At 37.9% G+C, this 20,157-nt stretch carries 22 protein-coding genes; 20 read left to right on the top strand and 2 right to left on the bottom strand.

The window, feature by feature from the left end:
- Positions 1-23: 23 nt before the first annotated feature.
- The 17 genes from LI288_RS07055 to LI288_RS07135 all read left to right on the top strand — a co-directional run bounded on the left by LI288_RS07055 (position 24) and on the right by LI288_RS07135 (position 14,058).
- Positions 24-737: a hypothetical protein gene (locus tag LI288_RS07055; protein WP_227089928.1), complete on the top strand. Its 714-nt coding sequence runs from the start codon at positions 24-26 to the stop codon at positions 735-737.
- A gap of 85 nt (positions 738-822) precedes the next feature.
- Positions 823-2,016, top strand: a complete 1,194-nt coding sequence (locus LI288_RS07060; RefSeq protein WP_022431772.1) for a hypothetical protein — start codon at positions 823-825, stop codon at positions 2,014-2,016.
- 26 nt (positions 2,017-2,042) lie between these two features.
- Positions 2,043-2,321 carry a hypothetical protein gene (locus tag LI288_RS07065; protein WP_022431773.1) on the top strand — a complete coding sequence of 93 codons (279 nt, stop codon included), beginning with the start codon at positions 2,043-2,045 and terminating at the stop codon, positions 2,319-2,321.
- 52 nt (positions 2,322-2,373) lie between these two features.
- Positions 2,374-3,252 carry a hypothetical protein gene (locus LI288_RS07070; RefSeq protein WP_227089929.1) on the top strand — a complete coding sequence of 293 codons (879 nt, stop codon included), beginning with the start codon at positions 2,374-2,376 and terminating at the stop codon, positions 3,250-3,252.
- Positions 3,245-3,463, top strand: a complete 219-nt coding sequence (locus tag LI288_RS07075) for a hypothetical protein (protein ID WP_227089930.1) — start codon at positions 3,245-3,247, stop codon at positions 3,461-3,463. The genes LI288_RS07070 and LI288_RS07075 overlap by 8 nt, the downstream gene beginning before the upstream one ends.
- Positions 3,464-3,868, top strand: coding sequence for a hypothetical protein (locus LI288_RS07080; protein ID WP_227089931.1), 405 nt, complete (start codon positions 3,464-3,466; stop codon positions 3,866-3,868).
- A complete protein-coding gene (locus tag LI288_RS07085; RefSeq protein ID WP_227089932.1) occupies positions 3,868-4,590 on the top strand; it encodes a hypothetical protein in 723 nt (240 codons plus the stop codon). The genes LI288_RS07080 and LI288_RS07085 overlap by 1 nt, the downstream gene beginning before the upstream one ends.
- Before the next feature lie 19 nt (positions 4,591-4,609).
- Positions 4,610-5,257, top strand: a complete 648-nt coding sequence (locus LI288_RS07090) for an ATP-binding cassette domain-containing protein (protein WP_022431777.1) — start codon at positions 4,610-4,612, stop codon at positions 5,255-5,257.
- Positions 5,258-5,311: 54 nt separating this feature from the next.
- Positions 5,312-6,478 carry a hypothetical protein gene (locus LI288_RS07095; protein ID WP_227089933.1) on the top strand — a complete coding sequence of 389 codons (1,167 nt, stop codon included), beginning with the start codon at positions 5,312-5,314 and terminating at the stop codon, positions 6,476-6,478.
- A 48-nt stretch (positions 6,479-6,526) separates the two neighbouring features.
- Entirely contained in the window at positions 6,527-6,838 is a 312-nt protein-coding gene (locus LI288_RS07100; RefSeq protein ID WP_227089934.1) for a hypothetical protein, read from the top strand.
- A gap of 168 nt (positions 6,839-7,006) precedes the next feature.
- On the top strand, positions 7,007-7,135 hold the full coding sequence (locus LI288_RS07105; protein WP_227089935.1) for an AgrD family cyclic lactone autoinducer peptide: 129 nt from the start codon (positions 7,007-7,009) through the stop codon (positions 7,133-7,135).
- A gap of 35 nt (positions 7,136-7,170) precedes the next feature.
- A complete protein-coding gene (locus LI288_RS07110) occupies positions 7,171-7,545 on the top strand; it encodes a hypothetical protein (protein WP_227089936.1) in 375 nt (124 codons plus the stop codon).
- Between the two features lie 148 nt (positions 7,546-7,693).
- Positions 7,694-8,980, top strand: a complete 1,287-nt coding sequence (locus LI288_RS07115) for a hypothetical protein (RefSeq protein WP_227089937.1) — start codon at positions 7,694-7,696, stop codon at positions 8,978-8,980.
- Between the two features lie 39 nt (positions 8,981-9,019).
- Positions 9,020-11,356, top strand: coding sequence for a hypothetical protein (locus LI288_RS07120; RefSeq protein ID WP_227089938.1), 2,337 nt, complete (start codon positions 9,020-9,022; stop codon positions 11,354-11,356).
- A gap of 42 nt (positions 11,357-11,398) precedes the next feature.
- On the top strand, positions 11,399-12,115 hold the full coding sequence (locus LI288_RS07125) for a LytR/AlgR family response regulator transcription factor (protein WP_227089939.1): 717 nt from the start codon (positions 11,399-11,401) through the stop codon (positions 12,113-12,115).
- A gap of 11 nt (positions 12,116-12,126) precedes the next feature.
- On the top strand, positions 12,127-13,431 hold the full coding sequence (locus tag LI288_RS07130; protein WP_227089940.1) for a sensor histidine kinase: 1,305 nt from the start codon (positions 12,127-12,129) through the stop codon (positions 13,429-13,431).
- 42 nt (positions 13,432-13,473) lie between these two features.
- The gene (locus tag LI288_RS07135; protein ID WP_227089941.1) at positions 13,474-14,058 is read left to right on the top strand and encodes an accessory gene regulator ArgB-like protein; all 585 of its coding nucleotides are present in this window, start codon (positions 13,474-13,476) and stop codon (positions 14,056-14,058) included.
- Between the two features lie 163 nt (positions 14,059-14,221).
- On the opposite strand, the gene LI288_RS07140 is transcribed toward LI288_RS07135, so the two are convergent.
- Positions 14,222-14,836, bottom strand: a complete 615-nt coding sequence (locus LI288_RS07140; protein ID WP_227089942.1) for a hypothetical protein — start codon at positions 14,834-14,836, stop codon at positions 14,222-14,224.
- Between the two features lie 612 nt (positions 14,837-15,448).
- Here LI288_RS07140 and LI288_RS07145 point away from each other — a divergent pair.
- On the top strand, positions 15,449-16,075 hold the full coding sequence (locus tag LI288_RS07145) for a flavodoxin family protein (RefSeq protein WP_227089943.1): 627 nt from the start codon (positions 15,449-15,451) through the stop codon (positions 16,073-16,075).
- Between the two features lie 203 nt (positions 16,076-16,278).
- Positions 16,279-17,517 carry a hypothetical protein gene (locus LI288_RS07150; RefSeq protein WP_227089944.1) on the top strand — a complete coding sequence of 413 codons (1,239 nt, stop codon included), beginning with the start codon at positions 16,279-16,281 and terminating at the stop codon, positions 17,515-17,517.
- Between the two features lie 186 nt (positions 17,518-17,703).
- On the opposite strand, the gene LI288_RS07155 is transcribed toward LI288_RS07150, so the two are convergent.
- Positions 17,704-19,104, bottom strand: a complete 1,401-nt coding sequence (locus LI288_RS07155; RefSeq protein WP_227089945.1) for an MATE family efflux transporter — start codon at positions 19,102-19,104, stop codon at positions 17,704-17,706.
- Positions 19,105-19,261: 157 nt separating this feature from the next.
- On the opposite strand from LI288_RS07155, the gene LI288_RS07160 reads away from it, so the two are divergent.
- Entirely contained in the window at positions 19,262-20,134 is an 873-nt protein-coding gene (locus tag LI288_RS07160) for an AraC family transcriptional regulator (RefSeq protein ID WP_227089946.1), read from the top strand.
- Positions 20,135-20,157: the final 23 nt, after the last annotated feature.

The following is a 20,157-nucleotide window of genomic DNA, read 5'->3' on the forward strand; positions in this document are numbered from 1 at the left end:
ATGCCTGCGAAACGGAGAGGTGTATGAAAAATAAAAAAATTGTTGAATTAATGCTGATTTTAGGGGTAACAGCGGGGCTGGCAGGAGGCTGTACGCAGAAAACAAAAGAACAGTCCTATGTAAATATAACTGAAACGGCGGCAGAAAATAGTACAGAACAGTCACAGGAATATTTATATGATGAAAACGGAAATCAGTATCATTATATTAAAACCGAAGGATATGAGGTGAAAGAAATCTGTAATGACAGACAGTTTCAAGACGAAAAGGCGCTTTATGACGGAAAAAGTATGCAGACAACTGTGTATTCCATTGCAAATTCATTTGGTGAGAAGAAATATCAGGTGACATATCTGGATATTCAGAAGCTTTTTATGGAAGACGAAAATGTAAAAGAGATTTCATATACGGTTGAAAATATACCGGGGGCTTTGTATGCAAAAGGTGAGGACGAAAAACTGCCGACGTCATATCGTGAAATTATTTATGATGAAAATACTGCGGTAAAGCTTCTGCCGGAAAGTACGGAAACTTTATATTTACGTTTATACTCAGAAGCAAAAAATCAGAGTGCATCGGAAGAACAGCAGTCGTTGATAGAAGACTTGGAAAAGGTGATTTTACGTGCGGATATTACATATGAAGACGGTACAACGGTTACAAAGTATGCAAAGATAAAGTCGTCAAGTGCATACAGTGTGGGGTATCTTATCTTTTATGAAATACAGCCGGTATAACCGGATTGAATCCCGGCAGAAGACAAGTATACATATAGTGGTTAGGTGCAAAAATTTTACTGTTAAATGTAAAGGGGCTGATTTTATGTCAAAAAGAAAAATAAGCTATATCATCGGAGGTATTTGCATAGCAGTCTGCGTTGCGATGGCAGGAATATGGTTTCTGAACCGCAACAAAGTCAAAGATGATGCGGTAACGGTGGATATCCGGACAGATACGGTGTCAGCCGGTGAAAATGAGGAGAGCAGTTGGAATACAGATGTACACGGTATTGCCAAAGCGGAGGGCGGATATTATTATTTGCAGATGAAATCAAAGGGAATGTGCCTATATTTTTATGATGAGAGCGTGCAAAGGTCTATTGCGGTGTGCAGTAAGGCAGAATGTAATCATGGCGATGTGCAGTGTAATGCCTTTTTTCTGACATCAGAATATCTGTCATCGCCGGTTCATTATTATCAAGGAAACATTTATATGATAAAAGTAAAAAACGGAATGGGTGTGCTGACAAAAATCCAGCCGGACGGCAATGAAAGAGAGGAAATCTGTGAATTGTTTCCAAATGCAAATGTGACATCTGTCAGTATGGTTTTTCATGATAATGCGGCATATGTGTATGACCATACGGGACATGCAGGCAGTGAGCAGGAACAGGATGAAACGATTAAAAAAGTTGAACTGGACACAAAGAAAAGTGAAGATATATACACTTACCGCGGTACGGGAAGTGCAATTTCCGGGGCAAGAAGCTTTGGCAATAAATTATTTTTTAAAGTCAGAACATATGAAATTAACAAAGATACGTTGAAGCAGTCGTTTCAGTATCAACTGTATGCGTATGATTATGACACAGGAACGGTACAGACAGTAGCAGAGGGCAAAAACATATCGGATTACTATGTAGATTTGCAGAATAACATTTTATATTACTATGTTATCGGAGAGGGGCTGTATCAGTGCAGGCTGGATTCATCAGAACAGAAACTGATATATAAGGCAGATGCCATGATTGCCGTTGCTTCATTGTCATTTGACGGCAGGTATCTGTATATGGGAAATGGCGGCATCGGCAGTGCCACAGATGCCAAAAGTGCAATAGACAGAGTGGTTTATGTATTGGATACCGACGGAAATGTATGCAACAAAATCAATATGCAGAGCAATATGAAGCTGTACTACGGTGATGCGGATTATCTTTTTGCAGAAAGCGGCGACAAGGTGTTTTATATTTCCAAAGCTGACATTCTGACGGTGCAGGAGTGGAAAGAACTAGAATAAAAAAAACACACAAAGGTGGTATATAAATGAATAAGATAACTGATATTTTTGGTTATATATCAAGCAAACAAATGAATCTTGAATACATAGAAAAAATATTGCTACAGGCATTAGACCAAAAGCAAGATATGTACAAAGTTCCAGATACTGATATTGTAGTATATATAGGAATACCTAATGATTCAATATTAGATGAATATAAAAAAGGTGCAGTTCAAGACTTGTTGATTTGTAATAGAAATATAGCATATATCATCAAAAATAATCAGGTAATTGTTATCGCAGGCTATGTTATTGTAAATTGATGTATTTAAATTAAGGTGAAAATCAGGAAATACATAAGAGGAGGGGGAAGCAGTGCAGCTGACAAAATACAGGGCATTTGGAAAATCTCGGTTCATACAAATGGCGGTTTCGTTATTGAGTATGCTCATATATTGGGGATTTTCATCAGGAATATTTGAAATTTTGTTTAATTATAATGAAAGTTCCATTGATTATAATGCTCAAAAGGCAGAACAGGTACGTCACGATATGTTGGAGAGTAGTATGTATCTGAGTGAATATATGAATATACAGGGATACACAACAACGATTATGTTCATTCTGATGCTTGCTGTGCTGATTTTGTTTTATCAGGAAAAGAACGGATTATTTACGTTTCGATATGTCAGGGGAGAAAGCCAGAAGAAGGTAATTCTTTCAACGATTTTTCAGTATTCGTGGATAAATGCGTTGTGGTATTACATTATTTATATCATCTATCTGAGTATCGGGTACTGCATTATGGGAAACCGCATGGAATATATACCGAGAAATACATTTGACGGCATTTTTGGTGAGGGTTTTAGTGCGGCAAGTCCGTATTTGTATTATATGGTTCAGGGAATTCCTTCTATATTAATAGGAACTTTTGTTTATACATTGTTTGGCTGTGTGATCGCACTGTATTGTAAGAAAAGCTATCAGGCACTGCTTTGGATGCTGGGATATTTTTGGGGTACGCAGATTCTATTGGAATTTTTCCGGTGCACATTTTTAAAACAGCAGGCAGGACTTGCATGGCTTATCGGAAAATTTGAACCGACATTTCTGTACGGATTTTACGGCTATGTATATCATAATCCAACGATAAGAACAGCATTACAGACAATGGATTCACTTATTTTACCGGTTTTGTTATCCTGCGGTCTGCTGATTATTTTCTTTAGGAAAGAGGAAAAAATAAATGCGTAACAAAAAATATTTCATTGTACTGTTTATTTTTATAGCATATGCCGTTTATGACTTTGGCGGAATGGCATTTACAGATGGACTGTATTCTCCGCTGGTTCTGTATGGGTGCTATATATTTTTAATGGCAGATAAAATGAATGAATTAACGGCAATGTCGATTTACAGGTATCATTCTGTTAAGAATTTATATATTCAATATATGAAAAATTAGATGATGGCAGCATGTGTCTATCTGGCAGTATTTTTTGCGGCGGGGATGATTACAGGTGCTGCCTCAGCGGTATTTGACCGTGGATTTTTTGTATCATGCGGTGCAATGATAAAATTTCTGATTATCAGTTATGTGAATCTGCTTATCATCGGATTTTTGCAGCTGGTTTTAAGAATTTTGCTGGGGAAAAAAGGCGCAGCAGGGGCATTAGTGCTGTATTTGTTTATCTGTGTATTAAAATTTATGGCAGGCAGACCGTTTATCCAGCCATTTATACTGGATACGGCATACTATAGGTGGAAATGGATTGCAGCGCCAAGAACCGTGATAAATTATGGATTGTGCGTTCTTATTGTCATAGGACTGGCATATCTGCCGTATAGACAGGATAGGAAGATCCGGTAATGAAAAAATATTTATCAAAAAAATATATTAAATACATAGGAAGCCTGTGTGCGGTGTGGGCGGCGCTTTGGAATGTATTTCTGCTTGGAGTGTCACTGGAAAACTCCGGTCCGGCAGCAGACAGTACATTATTACAATGTATTTTGGGCAGTGAAAATTACGCACACGACTTTTTTACGCGGCAGTTCTGGTTCATCAGTGTGTTTGTATTTTATATGGCAGTTTATTTGGTCATATTTTTATTTCTACAGCATGAATCCGGAAAATACCGTTCAATGAAACTGCATCGGTATGGGAAAAAGGGGTATCTGAACCACTGCGAAAGCAAAGTCCTGCATGGCAGTCTGTATGCGGTACTGCTTGTTGCCACAGGGCTGGCAGGGATTGCTTTGTTCGGACGCATTACAGGCGCGGTTATTCGGACAGGCAATGCAGACATGGCAGCAGCAGTGCTGCTGCTTGTAAAGATATTTTTGTGCATGGTTTTATACGGAAAAATTACGGTATATCAAATATTAAGGAAAAACAGCGATTTTGCGGCATTTTTTATGCTTGTGGTTTTATTTGTACATCTGGCGGCAGAGGTGTATACACAAAAAATACATTTCTTAACGTATACAGGTGCGGTGGAAAGCCTGTGCGGTATTTTAATATTAATTGTGTTGAATACGGTAACAGAACTTGTTGTGAGAAAAAAGATAAAAACAATGGATTTGTGCTAAGACAGAAATGAGGGTATATATGGGCGAAGTGATTTTAAAGATAGAAAATGGAACAAAGAAATTTAAAAATGAGCTGATATTTCAAAATGTAAGCATGGAGTTTGAAAAGGGCAATAGTTATGGATTTGTAGGACCAAACGGCTGTGGAAAAAGTGTCTTTTTTAAGACTTTATGCGGATACTCCCTTTTGACAGAAGGACAGGTCATTTACCGGGGAAAAATTATCGGAAAAGAGCAGGATTTTATTGATGATGCAGGAATTGTCATCGAAGAACCGGAGTTTATAAACAGCCTGTCCGGTCTTGAAAATTTAAAAATTCTTGCAGAAATTCAAAAGAAAATTTCAGAAGCGGAAATTATAGAGGTTTTAAAACAATTTGATTTATATGAAGACAGAAATAAAAAGGTTGGAAAATATTCTGTCGGAATGAAGCAGAAGTTAAGACTTGCGCAGGCAGTGATGGAAAAGCCACAGGTGTTGATTTTAGACGAGCCGATGAACGGACTGGATAAAAAGTCGGTAAAAAAGGTCGAAGACATTTTAAAAGCATTTGTTGAAAACGGCGGAACACTGCTGATGACCAGCCATATAGAACAGCAGGTGGAAGCGTGCTGTAAAATTGTGTATGAAATTGACGGCGGGGAGATTTTGCGGGTGACGGATTGATGTTAAAGCTGATATTTTGACGGCATAGGAGTGGAAAGAGCTGGAATAAAAAGTATGAAAAAGAAAAAAATAGCGGTTATAGCAGCCATTGTGGTGGCGGTAGTAATTTTAGGGGGAATTGCCACATATGTATATGTATTTAAAAACAATCATTCAGCACCGGAAATTAAAGACGGTGTAACGGACACGCAAAGTAGCTGGAATACAGACACACATCACATTGCGGCTGGAAATGGAGGATATTATTATACACAATATGATGCAGACGGAAAGATAAGATTGTATTATACACAGGTAGAAAATGAAAATGGAGTTGTGTTATGCGCATTGCCGGAATGTACCCATAAAACGGATGCGTGCAGAGCGGTACTTTCAGGAGAGGCATATCAATTTGGAACGGTATATTACTATAAAGATTTTTTATATGTAATCCATAAGAAAGAGGGGATGGGCTATTTGTGTAAAATAGATTCAGACGGAAGCGGAAGGGAAGATGTATGCGCTTTATTTGCAATGGACAAATTTTCGTCTGTTTCATTGGTTTTTCATGAAAATGATATTTATGCGTATGACAGCGTGGGAAATGCCGGAGGAAGTGAAAATCATGTTCAGGAAATAAAGAAAATATCAATAGGGGATTATGCAGTGTCAACAGTCTATGAATACAGTGGAGTTGGTGCGGCGATTACAGGAGCAAGAGATTTTGACGGTTATCTGTATTTTATTGTAATGGAATATCGGCTGGATATGGATAGTAAAACGCATTATGCCGATGAACGGTTATACAGATATGATTACGGAAATGGCATAGCGGAAAAAGTAATTGACAAGCAGGTATCGGATTATTTTGTGTTGGGAGATACATTGGTTTATTTTGAAAGTGGTACGGGATTGTATGTTTATGATTTTAAAACACAAAAAGAAACTTTAGAAGTACAGGCAGATAAAAATATACTTGTTGCCGGTATTTCTTATGACGGTCAGTATTTTTATTTGGATAATGCCGGAATGGGAAGTATGACAGACGCAGCGAGCCGTATAGAAAGAGTAATCTATGTGTATGACAGGAGTTTTAATTTAATCAGGGAAATAGACTGCGGAAAAGACTGTACAGGAGTTTATTTTGGAGATGAAAAGTATCTTTTTATAAAACAACTGGATACAATCTGTTATATAAAGAAAGAAGATATTTTAAATGCGGAATGGGTACAGCTTAAATAATACGGCTTATACCAAGAGGATTTTAATTGATAAAAAGAGAGAAAAGTAATGAGCAATAATAAAACAGCTAAAAAGAGAATTATTTTAGCCCTGTTTTCAGTGATTCTGGTAGTTATAATGACAGTCTGTGCGGTTCAGGTAAGGCGAAAAGTATTGTATGACAGTGTTGTTGGAGAGTGTAGTAATCAGGAACTGACTGACCGCTGGCGAAGTAAGGGCGAGGCATATGATATTGAGGTTAATTCAAAGGGAATGGTTATATTTAAAGATAGAAAAGCAGCGTTAAAGCAGGCATTGGAAGATTACCAGCCGTTCACGTCAAAAAACGGCGTTTCATGCCAAAGGGGTTCTAATTGGTAAAAAATGCAGTTATACTGAAATCAAGAAATACACAAAGGTGTATATAAAGCAAAGATATAACAGGCTGTAAACAAACAGCCTTTATATAGAATAAACAGCCGTCTTGATGTTCAGATAAAGCGGGGGAAGAATGACAGCAGGCAAAGAGGGGGCAGAAAGGAGAATGTTATGAAAACGACAGTTTTAAAATTAGCAGCAAAGGCAGCATATGCAACTGCAAAAAAGGCAGGCAATTCAGCTTCTATCTATGGAATGTATCAGCCGAAAGAGCCGAAGACACTGAAAAAGAGCAAGTAAACTAAATTTGAAGGAATTTTATAGGAGGGAAGCGTATGCTAAGGATAAAAAATAGTTTGATTAAAAAGGCAATAGCTGCCGGTTTAATGATAGCTACGGTAATGGGGACAAGTATACCAACGTTTGCAAGTGAATGGCATTATGGCTATTTGAGTCATGGGGATATCATATCATTCAAAACACGAATGAATTATGATTATTCAGATGGTTCGTGGTGCGATATTTATTTCTATTCAGTTTCGGTTGCATTTATAGCAGACGGTTATGAAGAAAATAAGACGAATGAATGGCATTCTAACGCAAGCGGACATGCAGAGTACGACATTTATCAAGACGGACGCTTTGATGAAAGTATTTCTGTAATTACATCATTAGACGAATATGGAAATATTAGTGATTATATCTACTAATCATTATTCAAAGACAGCAGACGAAGTATAATACCGGACGAATTGTTTTTGAGCGAAAACAGTCAGCCGGAATGGCGGATGAGAAATCACCAGGGAGGGATTTCTCATCGCTGCTTCGTGATTAAATTGTTCAGAAATGGGGGCTATTATGAAAAAAGTATATGTTGGAATACTCATTTGTCTGGTGATAGTGATAGTCAGTGCAGGCTGTGGAAAGAAATATATGCAGGAAGCAGATGATACGGACTGGGAGCAGGGAACGGTACAAAATATTACAGATGCACAGTCATGTTACGTCAATAATAAGGTGGCAGATGATGGATATGGATATTATTTTACAGACGGAACGAAGGGGAAATATTACAGAATTTACTATTATGATGCTGGCTGTGAGCAGGCAGTGCCTTTATGCAGTAAGGTGAATTGCAGTCATAAAGGGGAAGATTGTAATGCTTATTATACAGCAGACCAGTGCTATAACGGGTATATCTGGTATCAGAACGGTCATTTATTCCGGCTTGAATATGATACAAAGACAGGGGATATGAAGCTGATATATTTTGATAAGGACGGAAGCAATGAAAAGAGTGCCGGAGTATTGTGGAATGGTGAAAATGTTGTAATGAACAAAGTATCCGATTATGAGAAAAATATGATACTTCACAAAGGATATATTTATTATTGCTATGAAACTGATATGCAGGAGGAAACGACCGTATATAGATTGAAAATTGACGGTTCAGGAGAAAAAGAACAGATTGGAATAGTAGAAAAGCCGGAGATTGAAGTGAAGAATCAAACCATAGCGGTGCGGAATAATCAGAATCGTGTTTATATTACAGTAGATTATTCTGTTAAAGATACTGCGCAGCATTATATGGAATTATATGAGTACAGACTTGAAAATGGAGAATTTTCCCGGAAAATGACAGAACAGGCGGAGTTAGACTATGCCTATCAATATGATGAAAGCGGAGAGCATATTATAGGTGTAACCGGTGAAGGATATGGGGCAGTGGATTTAAGAAATATTGCATTCGATGATGACGGAAATATGTATGTCTATCAGTCCATTACTGGGAAAGTTTTGAAATGTAATATAGATACGGGAGAAAATGTGCAGATTTATCAGGATGACGGATATGGGATTATAGAATGTGCCGGAGACTGTCTATATCTGAATCAGAAAGATACCGGGTCATTTGATAAACAGTATAAAATTACGGTGATAGATTTATCCGGAAATTATATAAAACAAATAGACTGTCAGACGGCGGCGAATAGTTATCCAAGCGGAAAAAATGATATCTTTATGAAGAAAAGAGTCAGCTCAGAGCAAAGGGTCAACAGTGAAGGAAAGAATATCATGGTTGAGTATCTGCTCTATGATATGACAACAGGGGAAAGCAAAGTGATACTTGAGGGGACAGCATAAGATAGCAAATGTACTGCCGGACAAAGGGGGAAAAAGGATATGATGGAATTTAAAAGAGTCTGGAATATCAAAGTAATCATTACTTTACTTTGTCTGGCAGCGGTAAGTGTGATTTTGTTTTATAATGAGCAGATTCAAAATGGAACAAATGAAATTATACGGTATGATGAAAGCTATAATCAGAACAGGTATAGTATTTTTGATGTAAATCAAATGGAACTGGATATGATAAATCAATACAATACCGGGAAGTGGAAAGAAACACAGGATGGACAGACAGATGATATCAAAGCATTTATAAATTGGTATTATGTTACATATATCGGAAAAAATTCTCCTAAAAGAGATGTCTTTATGGTAACAAAAGAACTATTTTATAATAAAGCAGTTTATGTTGAAGGGTATGCTCAAAGAATTGCCGGAATGTATGAAAATGCGAAAGCAATGGTACGTATCGGGGCATTTTCTGATAAAAATTCTTTTTCATACAAAAATATATTAAAGACAAGTTATGATTTATCCCAGAATGCACAAATAAAAACAGAACTGAGTGGAATGCGTGCGTGGGAAAGTGTTTACCAGTATAAAATCATCGGTTATTTTCATATTGCTTTTATGATGATAATTGTTTTTAGTTTTTTATCTGAAAGAAAAAAAGGCTTGTGGAGCATTATATTTTTATCAACGGGCGGCAGGTGGAAACTGGCGGCAAAAAGGCTCATGATAATTGCTGTATCTGCGGTTATATCTGCAGTAGTATTATATGGAACAATCTGGGGGGAAAGCTTATTTTTATACCATGGAGGTCAGAGCTTAACCGTGCCGGTTCAAAGCAGTTGTATTTTTTCGGATGTATTACTGCATATAAATAAAATTCAGTATATAGGATTAAATATTCTATTGTGTGCATGTGCCGCAATGACTGTCGCAGTTATTGTGTGGGGAATTATTTCCGTATGTAAAAGCCAGACGGGGTATATGGCTGTGCTGTTGTGTGTGTTTGTACCGGAATACATTTTTTATACAGTAATTTCCCAAAGAAATGCGCTCGCAGTATTGAAATACTTTAACATCTTTCAATTATTTGTACCAATGAACAGCGTGGTTGAATATGCAAACTGTGAAATCGGAACACTGCTATTTGGCAGAATAGAGCTTATTGCAGGTCTGGTATTGGCATTGTTTTTAGCGGGGGCATTTTTATCAATCCGGGCAGCACAGACAAATTATCCGATACATCATTTCTCTAAAATGAAAAAGACAGCGGACATAATTAGTGAAAAATATCACAGCTTAATAGCAAAGCTGACACCGTCTGGTCTGGAAGTCTATAAACTGCTTGTGATACAAAAAGGATTTATTATTTTATTAATACTTATCGTTTTGATGTCAAATGTAAAAATTTATGGAGGAGTTTCATATGACGAAGAAAGAATCATTTTGCGGGAATATTATGAAAAGACACAGGGAATGACGACTGGGGCAGCGGTAAATGTGGAAATTAGCAGCTATCGTGACAGGCTTGAAAGGATGCAGGAGCAGTATGCAGAATTAAAGTTGGCGGCTAAAGAAGAAAAAGAAGCAGACGGAGCGGTGCTGGATGAGCTGATAAAGGATATAACCGTATTGTCAACAGCAGTGGAGTATATGGAGCATCAGACGGAATATCTTGAAAATATGAAAGAAACACGGAGAGTAAATCCGGTTATTATAGCACCTTACATTTATGAAAATATGCTTGGAGGACGTTTGGATTACAGTATGAATATAGTGAGTCTGTATGTTTTTGTGACATTAATTCTGCTTATGAACGGAGCATTTGCTTATGAAAAAAAGGATAATATGACAATGGTCATACGAAGCGGTGCAAAGGGACGGACTTTTTTCGCTGTAAGAAAACTGTTGATTGAAAGTGTGCTTACGATATTAATAGGAGCTGGCGTATATGGATATTTTTATTATAAAGTATTATGTGTGTATCATCTGACTGGCATTGACAACAGTATTTTGTGTCTGGAAATGATGAAAGATTTTCCCATTGATATTACAATAAGGCAGTATTTAATTTGGGGTGTATTATGGAAGATTTTGTTTATGTGGACAGGAACAATGGTGATTACATTTATATCGCTGGTTTTACGGGAGCAGGCGGCATTACTGGTATCGCTGCTTATTTTAGTACCGCATGTGCTTTACCTGTTGAATTTTAAATTTTTTCAATATTTTTCTGTAATCATACCAATGAATACGTGGCAAATGTGGAGAATTTACCCAAAGAAAATAATTTATGCGGTATATTTGTGGGCATTTTTTATCGGAGGATTTGCAGCTTATGGTATTATAAAAAAATGGAGCATAAATACAAAATTACGATAGTGGTTATAGATATCAAAAAAATAATAAACGGGGAAATTAAAAATGCAGGAAACAGCGGTAAGATTTGCAATATGTGATGATGATAAAGTGTATGCGGAAAAAATGAAAGCGTTGATATTACAGACCTTTCAACTGCCGCAGCCGGTTGAGTGTGTGATTTATCTGAATCAGGAACAGATTCTAAAATATTATCATGAAGATAAAATTGATATTATTTTTATGGATATCGAGTTTGGCGATGTCATAGGATTTCAGGTGGCACGACGGTTAAGTATGCAGGATTCACAACTGGCGGTTGTATACATGACCAATTATGAGCATTATATCACAGAAGCCTTTGTATGCAGACCGCTGGGGTTTATCAGAAAAAGCCATGCAGAGGACGATTTGCAAATTGCAGGGCAGGAAATCCGGCGCTTCATCGGGCAGAAATACAGCCGGTTTGTGTTTGGCGGCGGGACGGCAGTCGTGGAAGTTCCGTTGTATAAAGTCTATGCGGTGGAAATTTACGGACATGATATGGTGATACTGCTGGCGGACGAAAATATCCGCGTGCGGGATAAGCTAATGCGGGTTGAAGATGAGCTGGAAGCACATGATTTTGTAAAAATAAGCCGAGGAAGAATGGTGCATTTAAAATATGTCACAGCGATTGAGGGGAAAACGGTACGATTGCATGAGAACTACGAATTTGCAGTAAGTGCAGACAAAATCAGTATGCTCAAAAGCCGGTGGCTTGCATACAAAATGCTGCATTAGAAGGGAAAATTATGACAGTCTTTGATTCATTTATTAATTTACTGCAAAGTGGAATGATAACGGCATTTCTGATACACTGCCTCGGAATTAAGAGAAAATTCCAGAAAAAAGCAGCAATTCTAGTTTTTGTGACGGTATTTTTCGTATATCTTGAAATACAGACATTTTTCACACCGTTTGAAAATTACGGAGTGTTATTAACGCTGCTGGTAACAGGGGTACTCAGCTTCGTATTTTGTGAAAAAGGTTGGATTGAAAAGTGTATCTGCAATGTGGTTATTCTGATGTTTTCAGTGGCTGCGGCGATTATCAGCGGAAGCATCGCAGGACTGATATGGAATGTGGGATATGTAGAACTCGTAGAGGGTGCTTCGGCACAGAAAATGGCGGCAATGCTTTTAACCCAGCTGCTATTAGGCATTTTTACAGGGATATTTATCCGGTTTCAGGACATTTTGACAGATACTTACGATTTAAAATTTACACTGGGCGTATTAAGTATCCCGTTAATTTCCATTGTGGTTGTTACGGCAATACTCAGCCAGCCGGTTGCGGGGAGGCGCGGCATTTTACAGGCGGGACTTATCACCGGGGGAATGATTGCCGTGAATCTGATTGTGTTTATCATGATGAAATATGAAAACAGACAGTATCGCGAAAAGCTCAAAAGTGAATTGCTGATAAGAAGTTATGAACAGCAGAAGGCAGATATTGAAGAAATTAATCAGCGTTACCGGATGACACAGAAAAACCGTCATGAAATGAAAAGGGTACTCAATCTGATACAGGACTATTTGCAAAACGGTGAGCAGGAAAAGGCGCTTTCCTATTTATCGGAACTAAATGTAGAGGAGCATATCATGTCAGAACAGATACTGTATACAAAAAATTCGGTATTAAATTATATGTTAAACCGGAATATCAGCAGGTGTAAAGAAAAAGGAATTGATGTCAAATGTATGGTTACAGGCAGTATTGACGGCATACCGGACAGGGACGTTTATATCCTGGCAGGTAATTTATTTGAAAATGCGGTGGAAGCGGCATGTCAGGCGGAAAATCCGTATATCAGCATTACAATCTGCGGAAACGATACCTGTCTGTATTTTGAATTTTACAATTCCACCAAAGAAAATGTCATGCAGATCAATCCGCAGTTAAAGACGACCAAAACAGAAAAGGCAGTGCATGGATACGGTATCGAAAATGTGCGGGAAATTGTCGAAAAATATCATGGTACAATAGAATACCGGAGTGAAGGGGATTTTCTGTTTGTCTGTAAAACCGTGCTGATAAAGGAAAATGTGGAATTATAAAAAATGAAAATAATGTAACCGGAATTGAAAGGAAGAGGGAGCATGATACACACAATTGCGCAGAAAACAGCAGATATTTTTTGCAGACAAAATGTGGCAGATGAAGAAAAGAAAGAAATCTATATTTATGGCATAGAACTTTTGGTTTCAAGCCTGATAGGTGCGGTGCTGATTCTGGGGATAAGCATAGGGATAGGAAAAATATGGAGTGGAGTAGTGTTTCTTTCGGTATTTATACTGGTACGCCAGTATACAGGTGGATACCATGCAGATACTTATGTGCGTTGCAACGCTGCATTTGTACTGACCTATCTGTTGACTGTCGGCATATGGATATTTTGCAGAGTGCATGATTTAAAAGTGGCAGTCTGGTTTATTCTGCTGGGTGCATATATAATAATGGCGGTGCTTGCACCGGTTGAAAATAAGAATAAACCATTAGATGATGAAGAAGTAAAAAAGTACAAATGGAAAAGCATTGTAATTTATTCGGCATTTATTATGGTAGTTCTTGCGGCAGATATTACGGGTGTTTTTTATGAGGTCTGCCTGTACATTAAAATTATATTAATTATCATAGCGGTTCTGATGGTTTTAGGAAAATTTAAGGAAAATCTGACAGAATAGAGAAGACAGTAATAGAAGTAAAAACCTCCGGCAGCAGAACGACTGTATTCCCAAAATATTGGAAATATACAGTCTTAAAAGTGCTGCCGGAGTTTTAAATTTTAAAAATTATAATTTTTAATAAGAAGCGGCATTGCCGTAAAACATAGCCTGAATGTGTGATTTATTTGAGCAAATCGGCAGTTGTGGCAGTAGAGCCGTTTTCCTTAAACCAATTGTCAAATTTATCCATAATAGCGCTGTGCGTATCGCTTGAAATAGAAGGCAGCTCTTGACCCCATGATTTGGTAGCAAGGGAGAATCCTTTTTCCACAGCCTTTACCATTTTTTCCATTTGCTTTTCATCACCGTTTGAAAGAGCAAGTGCAAATGAAAAAATACGGTCTGAAGTCTGATTAACACCCCAGTAGCCGTCTTCGGAAATGTCTTCCTTTGCCTGGGCAATCGTATCGGCATCCGCAGTAAAATTACCGCTTGCAAGAACCTTCCACATATCATCGGCTGTACCGATAGCAATACCCTGTTTTTGGAACATCTGTGTAACAAGGGACTGCATCTGTGCAGAACGTTTTTCTGAATCAGCTTTTAACTGGGCAACCAGTGCGGCATTTTTTGTCTGTTTAGAAGAAGCACTGACGGTTGTTTCGTAGGTAGCACCGGCTTCGGATTTGTAAGCGGATTCTTTAGAAGAAGCTGTTGCCTTATCTGCTTTCTGAACCTTTTCAATCGCTGTTGCAGCAGTAGCTGCATAACCTGCATTAATTCCATTTAAACTCATTATAAACCTCATTTCTGCACACCTTTTCGCTGCTCAAATTCATACCGGGTGTGCGTGGTATAAATTTTACTGCCCTCCGTGGCGACGCATTTGCAGTATTTTTGCTTCTATTTAATATATCGGACAGGACAGGAAAAAAATCAAGCGGGCAGAGGGAATATGTAATAATTTATTAAAGCTTGCGTATTCTGATTCAAAATGAATTAAAAAATGAAATCAAGGGAATACTTGAAATGCCTGTGGACATATGTTATAATGCCAGCAGGCAAACGAAATAATAGTCCAATCGGACAAGTGAAATCCCCGGAGCGGCAACTCCGGGGATTTCTTTAGGCTAGTTGTCACGGTTGTTTCTATCCAGCCATTTGCAAATGCAGTGGCAACCTACACCTGCCATAATAGAAACAAAAAACGAAATAATAATATCCAACCGGTACACCCCCTTTCTGTTGCCAGAATGGGTGTGACAACATTCGTATTATAGCATAGGTATGATTGATATAAAAAGCATTTTGTCATAATCCGTTTACTTTCCCGCATAGTATTGGTAAAATACAGTTGTTTACAAATTTACAAAATCAAAGATGTCAGAACGGCAGAAATGGAGGAATTATGAAGGTTTTATTAATCAACGGAAGTCCGAAGAAAGAAGGATGTACATATACGGCTTTAAAAGAGGTGGCAGATGAACTTGAAAGAAACGGTGTGGAAACAGAAATTTTTCATATCGGAACAGCGCCGGTAAAGGGCTGTATGGGCTGTGGTTACTGTGCAAAGACAGGAAATCATCAGTGTGTATACAATGACGATACTTTAAATGAAGCAATTTTAAAGGCAAAGGATGCAGACGGTTTTGTATTCGGTTCACCGGTACACTATGCGGCGGCTTCAGGGGCGATTACGTCATTCCTTGACAGACTGTTTTATGCAGGTTATCCAATGGCACACAAGCCGGGTGCGGCAGTAGTCAGCTGCAGACGCGGCGGCGCAACTGCGGCACTTGACCAGTTAAACAAGTATTTTACGATTGCGCAGATGCCGGTTGTTTCATCAAATTACTGGAATATGGTGCATGGCAATACACCGGAAGAAGTCTGTCAGGATAAAGAAGGTTTACAGACGATGCGTATTTTAGGTCGGAATATGGCATGGATGTTAAAATGTATCGAAGCCGGAAAGAACAATGGTGTGGCAGTGCCAGAGGCAGAGGCGAAGGTGAAGACGAATTATATACGGTAAGGGATATTTTTGTATCCGTGTCCCTCAACGTGCTACTTGACTTCGGTCCACGGATACAAAAATATCTGTGAGGGTGTGGTAGCCCGGTAGGGGAGCAGGTGGTACGCCCCTATGGGGCTGCCTTTTTCTGTAGTGAAGATTATGTTAAATGGATTACAAGATAATAGAAAATTCTATGAGTATAATAAAGAGGAAAATAGTAAATGACTTTGTATAAAGAATTACGAAATGAAATGGAAAATCATAAGGAATTTTGGAATTATTATAATGTGAACTTTGGTGATGCTTTTCAAAATCAAACGGCTGCGAGAGATTTTATTTATAAATATTTTGCAGGCGGTTCCAAGTTGCATTCCTTAGATATTTGGACAAAGTCTATAGATCAGTATATTGAAATGAGAAACGTACATACGGTTAATGTTTTTTTTATAGGGATTTTTTTACAAAGAAGAATAGATGAAAATATTTCAATTAAATCAGAAGTATCTTCAGATTATCCATTTTCATATCTTTGGTATCTTCTTTGCTTAGCCCATGATTTAGGATATACATATGAAAAGTATTCAACTACATATATAAAACGACCATTGAAATTATACTATGCTCATCACAATTATAACCAATGTAATAGGCTCAAAATATATAGTTCTAAATTTTATACAAGAAGAAAATGGTATGAGGATCATGGAATTGATATTGGATATTTAAATTCATCGTTATGGGGGAGAAGAATTATTTCGCATTACATGTACAGAAATCAAATATATAGGTTGAGTAAAGATATAGAATATAATAATGGTATACTAATAAAAAGACCAAGATATTCTTTAGGAACTATAAATAACTACTTTTATTATCGTTTATATGAAATGAATACGTTAGACCATGGAATTGTGGGGGCAGATGATTTTTATTCTAGATTAGTTGGCAACTATTTAAAAGAATATAGAAGAATGGACTCAAGGTATTTTGCTGAAGGCAATATTTGTTCGTTTTATAATCAGGAAGAACTTTATTTTTGCAGTGAACAAATAAAGATATTTGCATATATAGCAGATTGTATTGCATCACATAATATGTATAAGGCTGATGATAATGAGCGGTGTAGAGCAACATATGTTGAGTATTCTTTAAATAGTTTATTGCCGGAAATGTTTCAGCCTATATCCTATAAAGAGAACCCTTTATTGTTTATTCTTTGCGTGGCAGATACGATAGAGCCAAGCAAGAAGTTTATTGAATACAGCAACAAAGATGTTCTAAAATTAATATCAATAGAGTACAATGCATTTAATAATTTTTTACATGTAGAAGTAGATGAGAAATTATATGCAAGTACAGCAGGGAAAGAATATGTATCCAGCATAAAAGCCTTAGAACAATGGTGTGATATTAAGATAATGGTTGAAGTTAAAATGTTTGGTGAAAATGATACTGATTAAAAATAAGGATATATAGTATCGTATATGAAAATTGGAGCAGGAGGTACGCCCCTATGGGGCTGCCTCCTGCGTTTTGTATTTGTGGTACAGGTCTATTTTGGGATATATAAGTACAAAAAGAATCCCCGCCGGCGCTGAGGGGGGATGCGCTGACGGGGATATATCGAAATAGGGGAAACTGGCTAATTAAGTTGTAGACGGGTCTGGCTCTGCACTTTTTTCAATCTTTACAGTGCGGTGTTTCCAAATACCTGTCCAATATAAAATGTAGAGTATCAATGCGGAAGTCGCATTACTTACTACTACGGCATACCAGATACTTTCAACGCCCATATGCAGGAGTGTTGCACACACCCACAGGGTAAGAAAACGAAATACCCAGATACGGGACGCATCAACCATCATTGTTATCATCGTATGCCCGCAACCCTGAAATAATCCCTGGGTTACGTTATAAAATGCGTTTGTCCAGCAGCAGAGTGCCATGATGGATAAGAAATCCGTGGCAAGCGGGACAACTGCATCGTCCGAAGTAAAGAAGCGGACGATTGGCTCGGCAATGAAACGTCTTGATAAAATCATGCCGCATACAAATAAGAAAACAGCTCCAATCCGTAATGCGATGTGATAAGATTTATCGGTACGTTTAATATTACCGGCTCCGAAATTCTGCCCGACAATTGTGGATATGGCTGAGCCAATACCGTTGGCAGGCATGGTAATAATGCTGTTTATTTTATTGCCGATTCCGTAAGCAGTTGTAGCGGTTGTTCCGTATGCATTGACATTTTTTGTCATCAGCAGAAAACCAAACTGCATTGTACTTCCACCGATTGCCGTTGGAAGACCGATTTTCAGAATCGAAAGCATTTTTGTCTTTTCAAAACGGAATCCTTTAAAATTAATCTGAATCAGCTGTCCCTTGCGGGTTAATACATATAGTGCCAGAACAGCACTCGGAATCTTTGCAAGCAGTGTAGCCAGTGCTGCACCACTGATTCCCCAACCGAATTTCATCAGAAATAACGGATCCAGTATCAAATTTACGGATACACCCAGTACATTTAAAAGCATTGGACGAACCGTGTCACCCTGCGATTGTTTAACCGCTGTATATATATTTATCATAAAAAGGAATGGTAAGTCAAGTACTACAATGCGTAAATATGAAATTCCGTACAAAAAAATATCTCCTTCGGCACCTAACCAGCCGACAATGCCCGGTGTAATACACCAGCAGACGGCGGCGCAGACCAGTGAAAACAGCAGGGAACACAAGCATACGTGGTTTGCCATGCTGTTTGCCTGACGGTCTTCCTTTGCACCGAGATACTGCGAAATTAAAATTGCACCGGCGGTTGTAAGCCCGGTACCAAAATTTATTAAAATATTCTGAATCGGGGAGACAAGCGTGATTGCTGCCTGTGATTCTGTTCCGATTCTTCCAAGCCAGAACGTATCCGTTAAGTTATACATTGACTGGATAAAGCTGTTTATCATGACCGGAATGGCAAGCATTAAAATTGCCTGTATCAGATTTCCGCTCAGAATCATATTGCGTCTGTCCGCGCTTAAAGGTTTTGACATAAGCCCCTCCTTTGTCCTAAAAACATAAAAATCATCTTGACAACGCAAAGATAATTTGTGACTATATAAATAGTAACATAAAAAACAGTAATTTCTACGAAAATATCGTTTAAAAATGCAATAAATACAGAAAAATTGTTTTAAAGGAGCGGATTGTATGAAAAAAAACAAATCAGAGAACATTCCGGTGGATTTTAGTATTTTAAATGACATGCCGACTGATTTTAAAATTGACAGAATTACAAGAGAAGCAGGATTTCAGATGAAAACCTCGCATGTACATCCGTTTTATGATATTACCTATCTGATCAACGGGGAGTGTACCTGTTTTGTAAATCACAGTATTTATAAGCTTTCAAAGGGCGATTTGATTATTATTCCGCCGGGGGACATTCACAGAAGTACCTTTCACGGAAAGATACCGGTGGAGCGGTATGTGTTAAGCTTCCGCGAGGAGGAATTAAACTGGATAAGAAGTCTTATTGGCGATGAGATTGTATCAAAGAGTTTAAAAACCGGTGTGATTTCAATTCCAAGCAAGCGGCGTGATTACATTGAAGCCCTTTTAAATAAGCTGCTTTTTGAAAGTGAAGGACAGGATATTTTATCGCCTGCATTTATCCAGGCGGGACTGCTTGAACTTCTGCTGTTTATGATACGTTGTCAGCAGTACGAGAATAATGTCTATAAGGAAATTGATGTGGATAATCAGCTGATGCAGGAGATTGCCACCTATATTTATGAGCATTACGATAAGAAAATAACGCTTGATGATATGGCAGAGCGGTTTCATATCAGCCGTTCCTATCTGTCAAAGAAATTTAAGCAGGCAACCGGCTTTGGGTTTAAAGAATACCTTGTGAATGTCCGTATTAAAAATGCGTGCCGTCTGTTACTTGAAACGAATCATTCTATTACGGATATTGCATTTGAGTGCGGTTTTAACGACAGCAATTATTTTGGGGATGCGTTCCGTAGAATTAAGGGCATAGCACCTAATAAATACCGCAGAAACAAAGAAGCAATCTGATAAATATTACTTGCATTTAAAAA

It is taken from the genome of Lachnospira pectinoschiza, assembly GCF_020564355.1.
GTDB classification, from domain to species: domain Bacteria; phylum Bacillota; class Clostridia; order Lachnospirales; family Lachnospiraceae; genus Lachnospira; species Lachnospira intestinalis.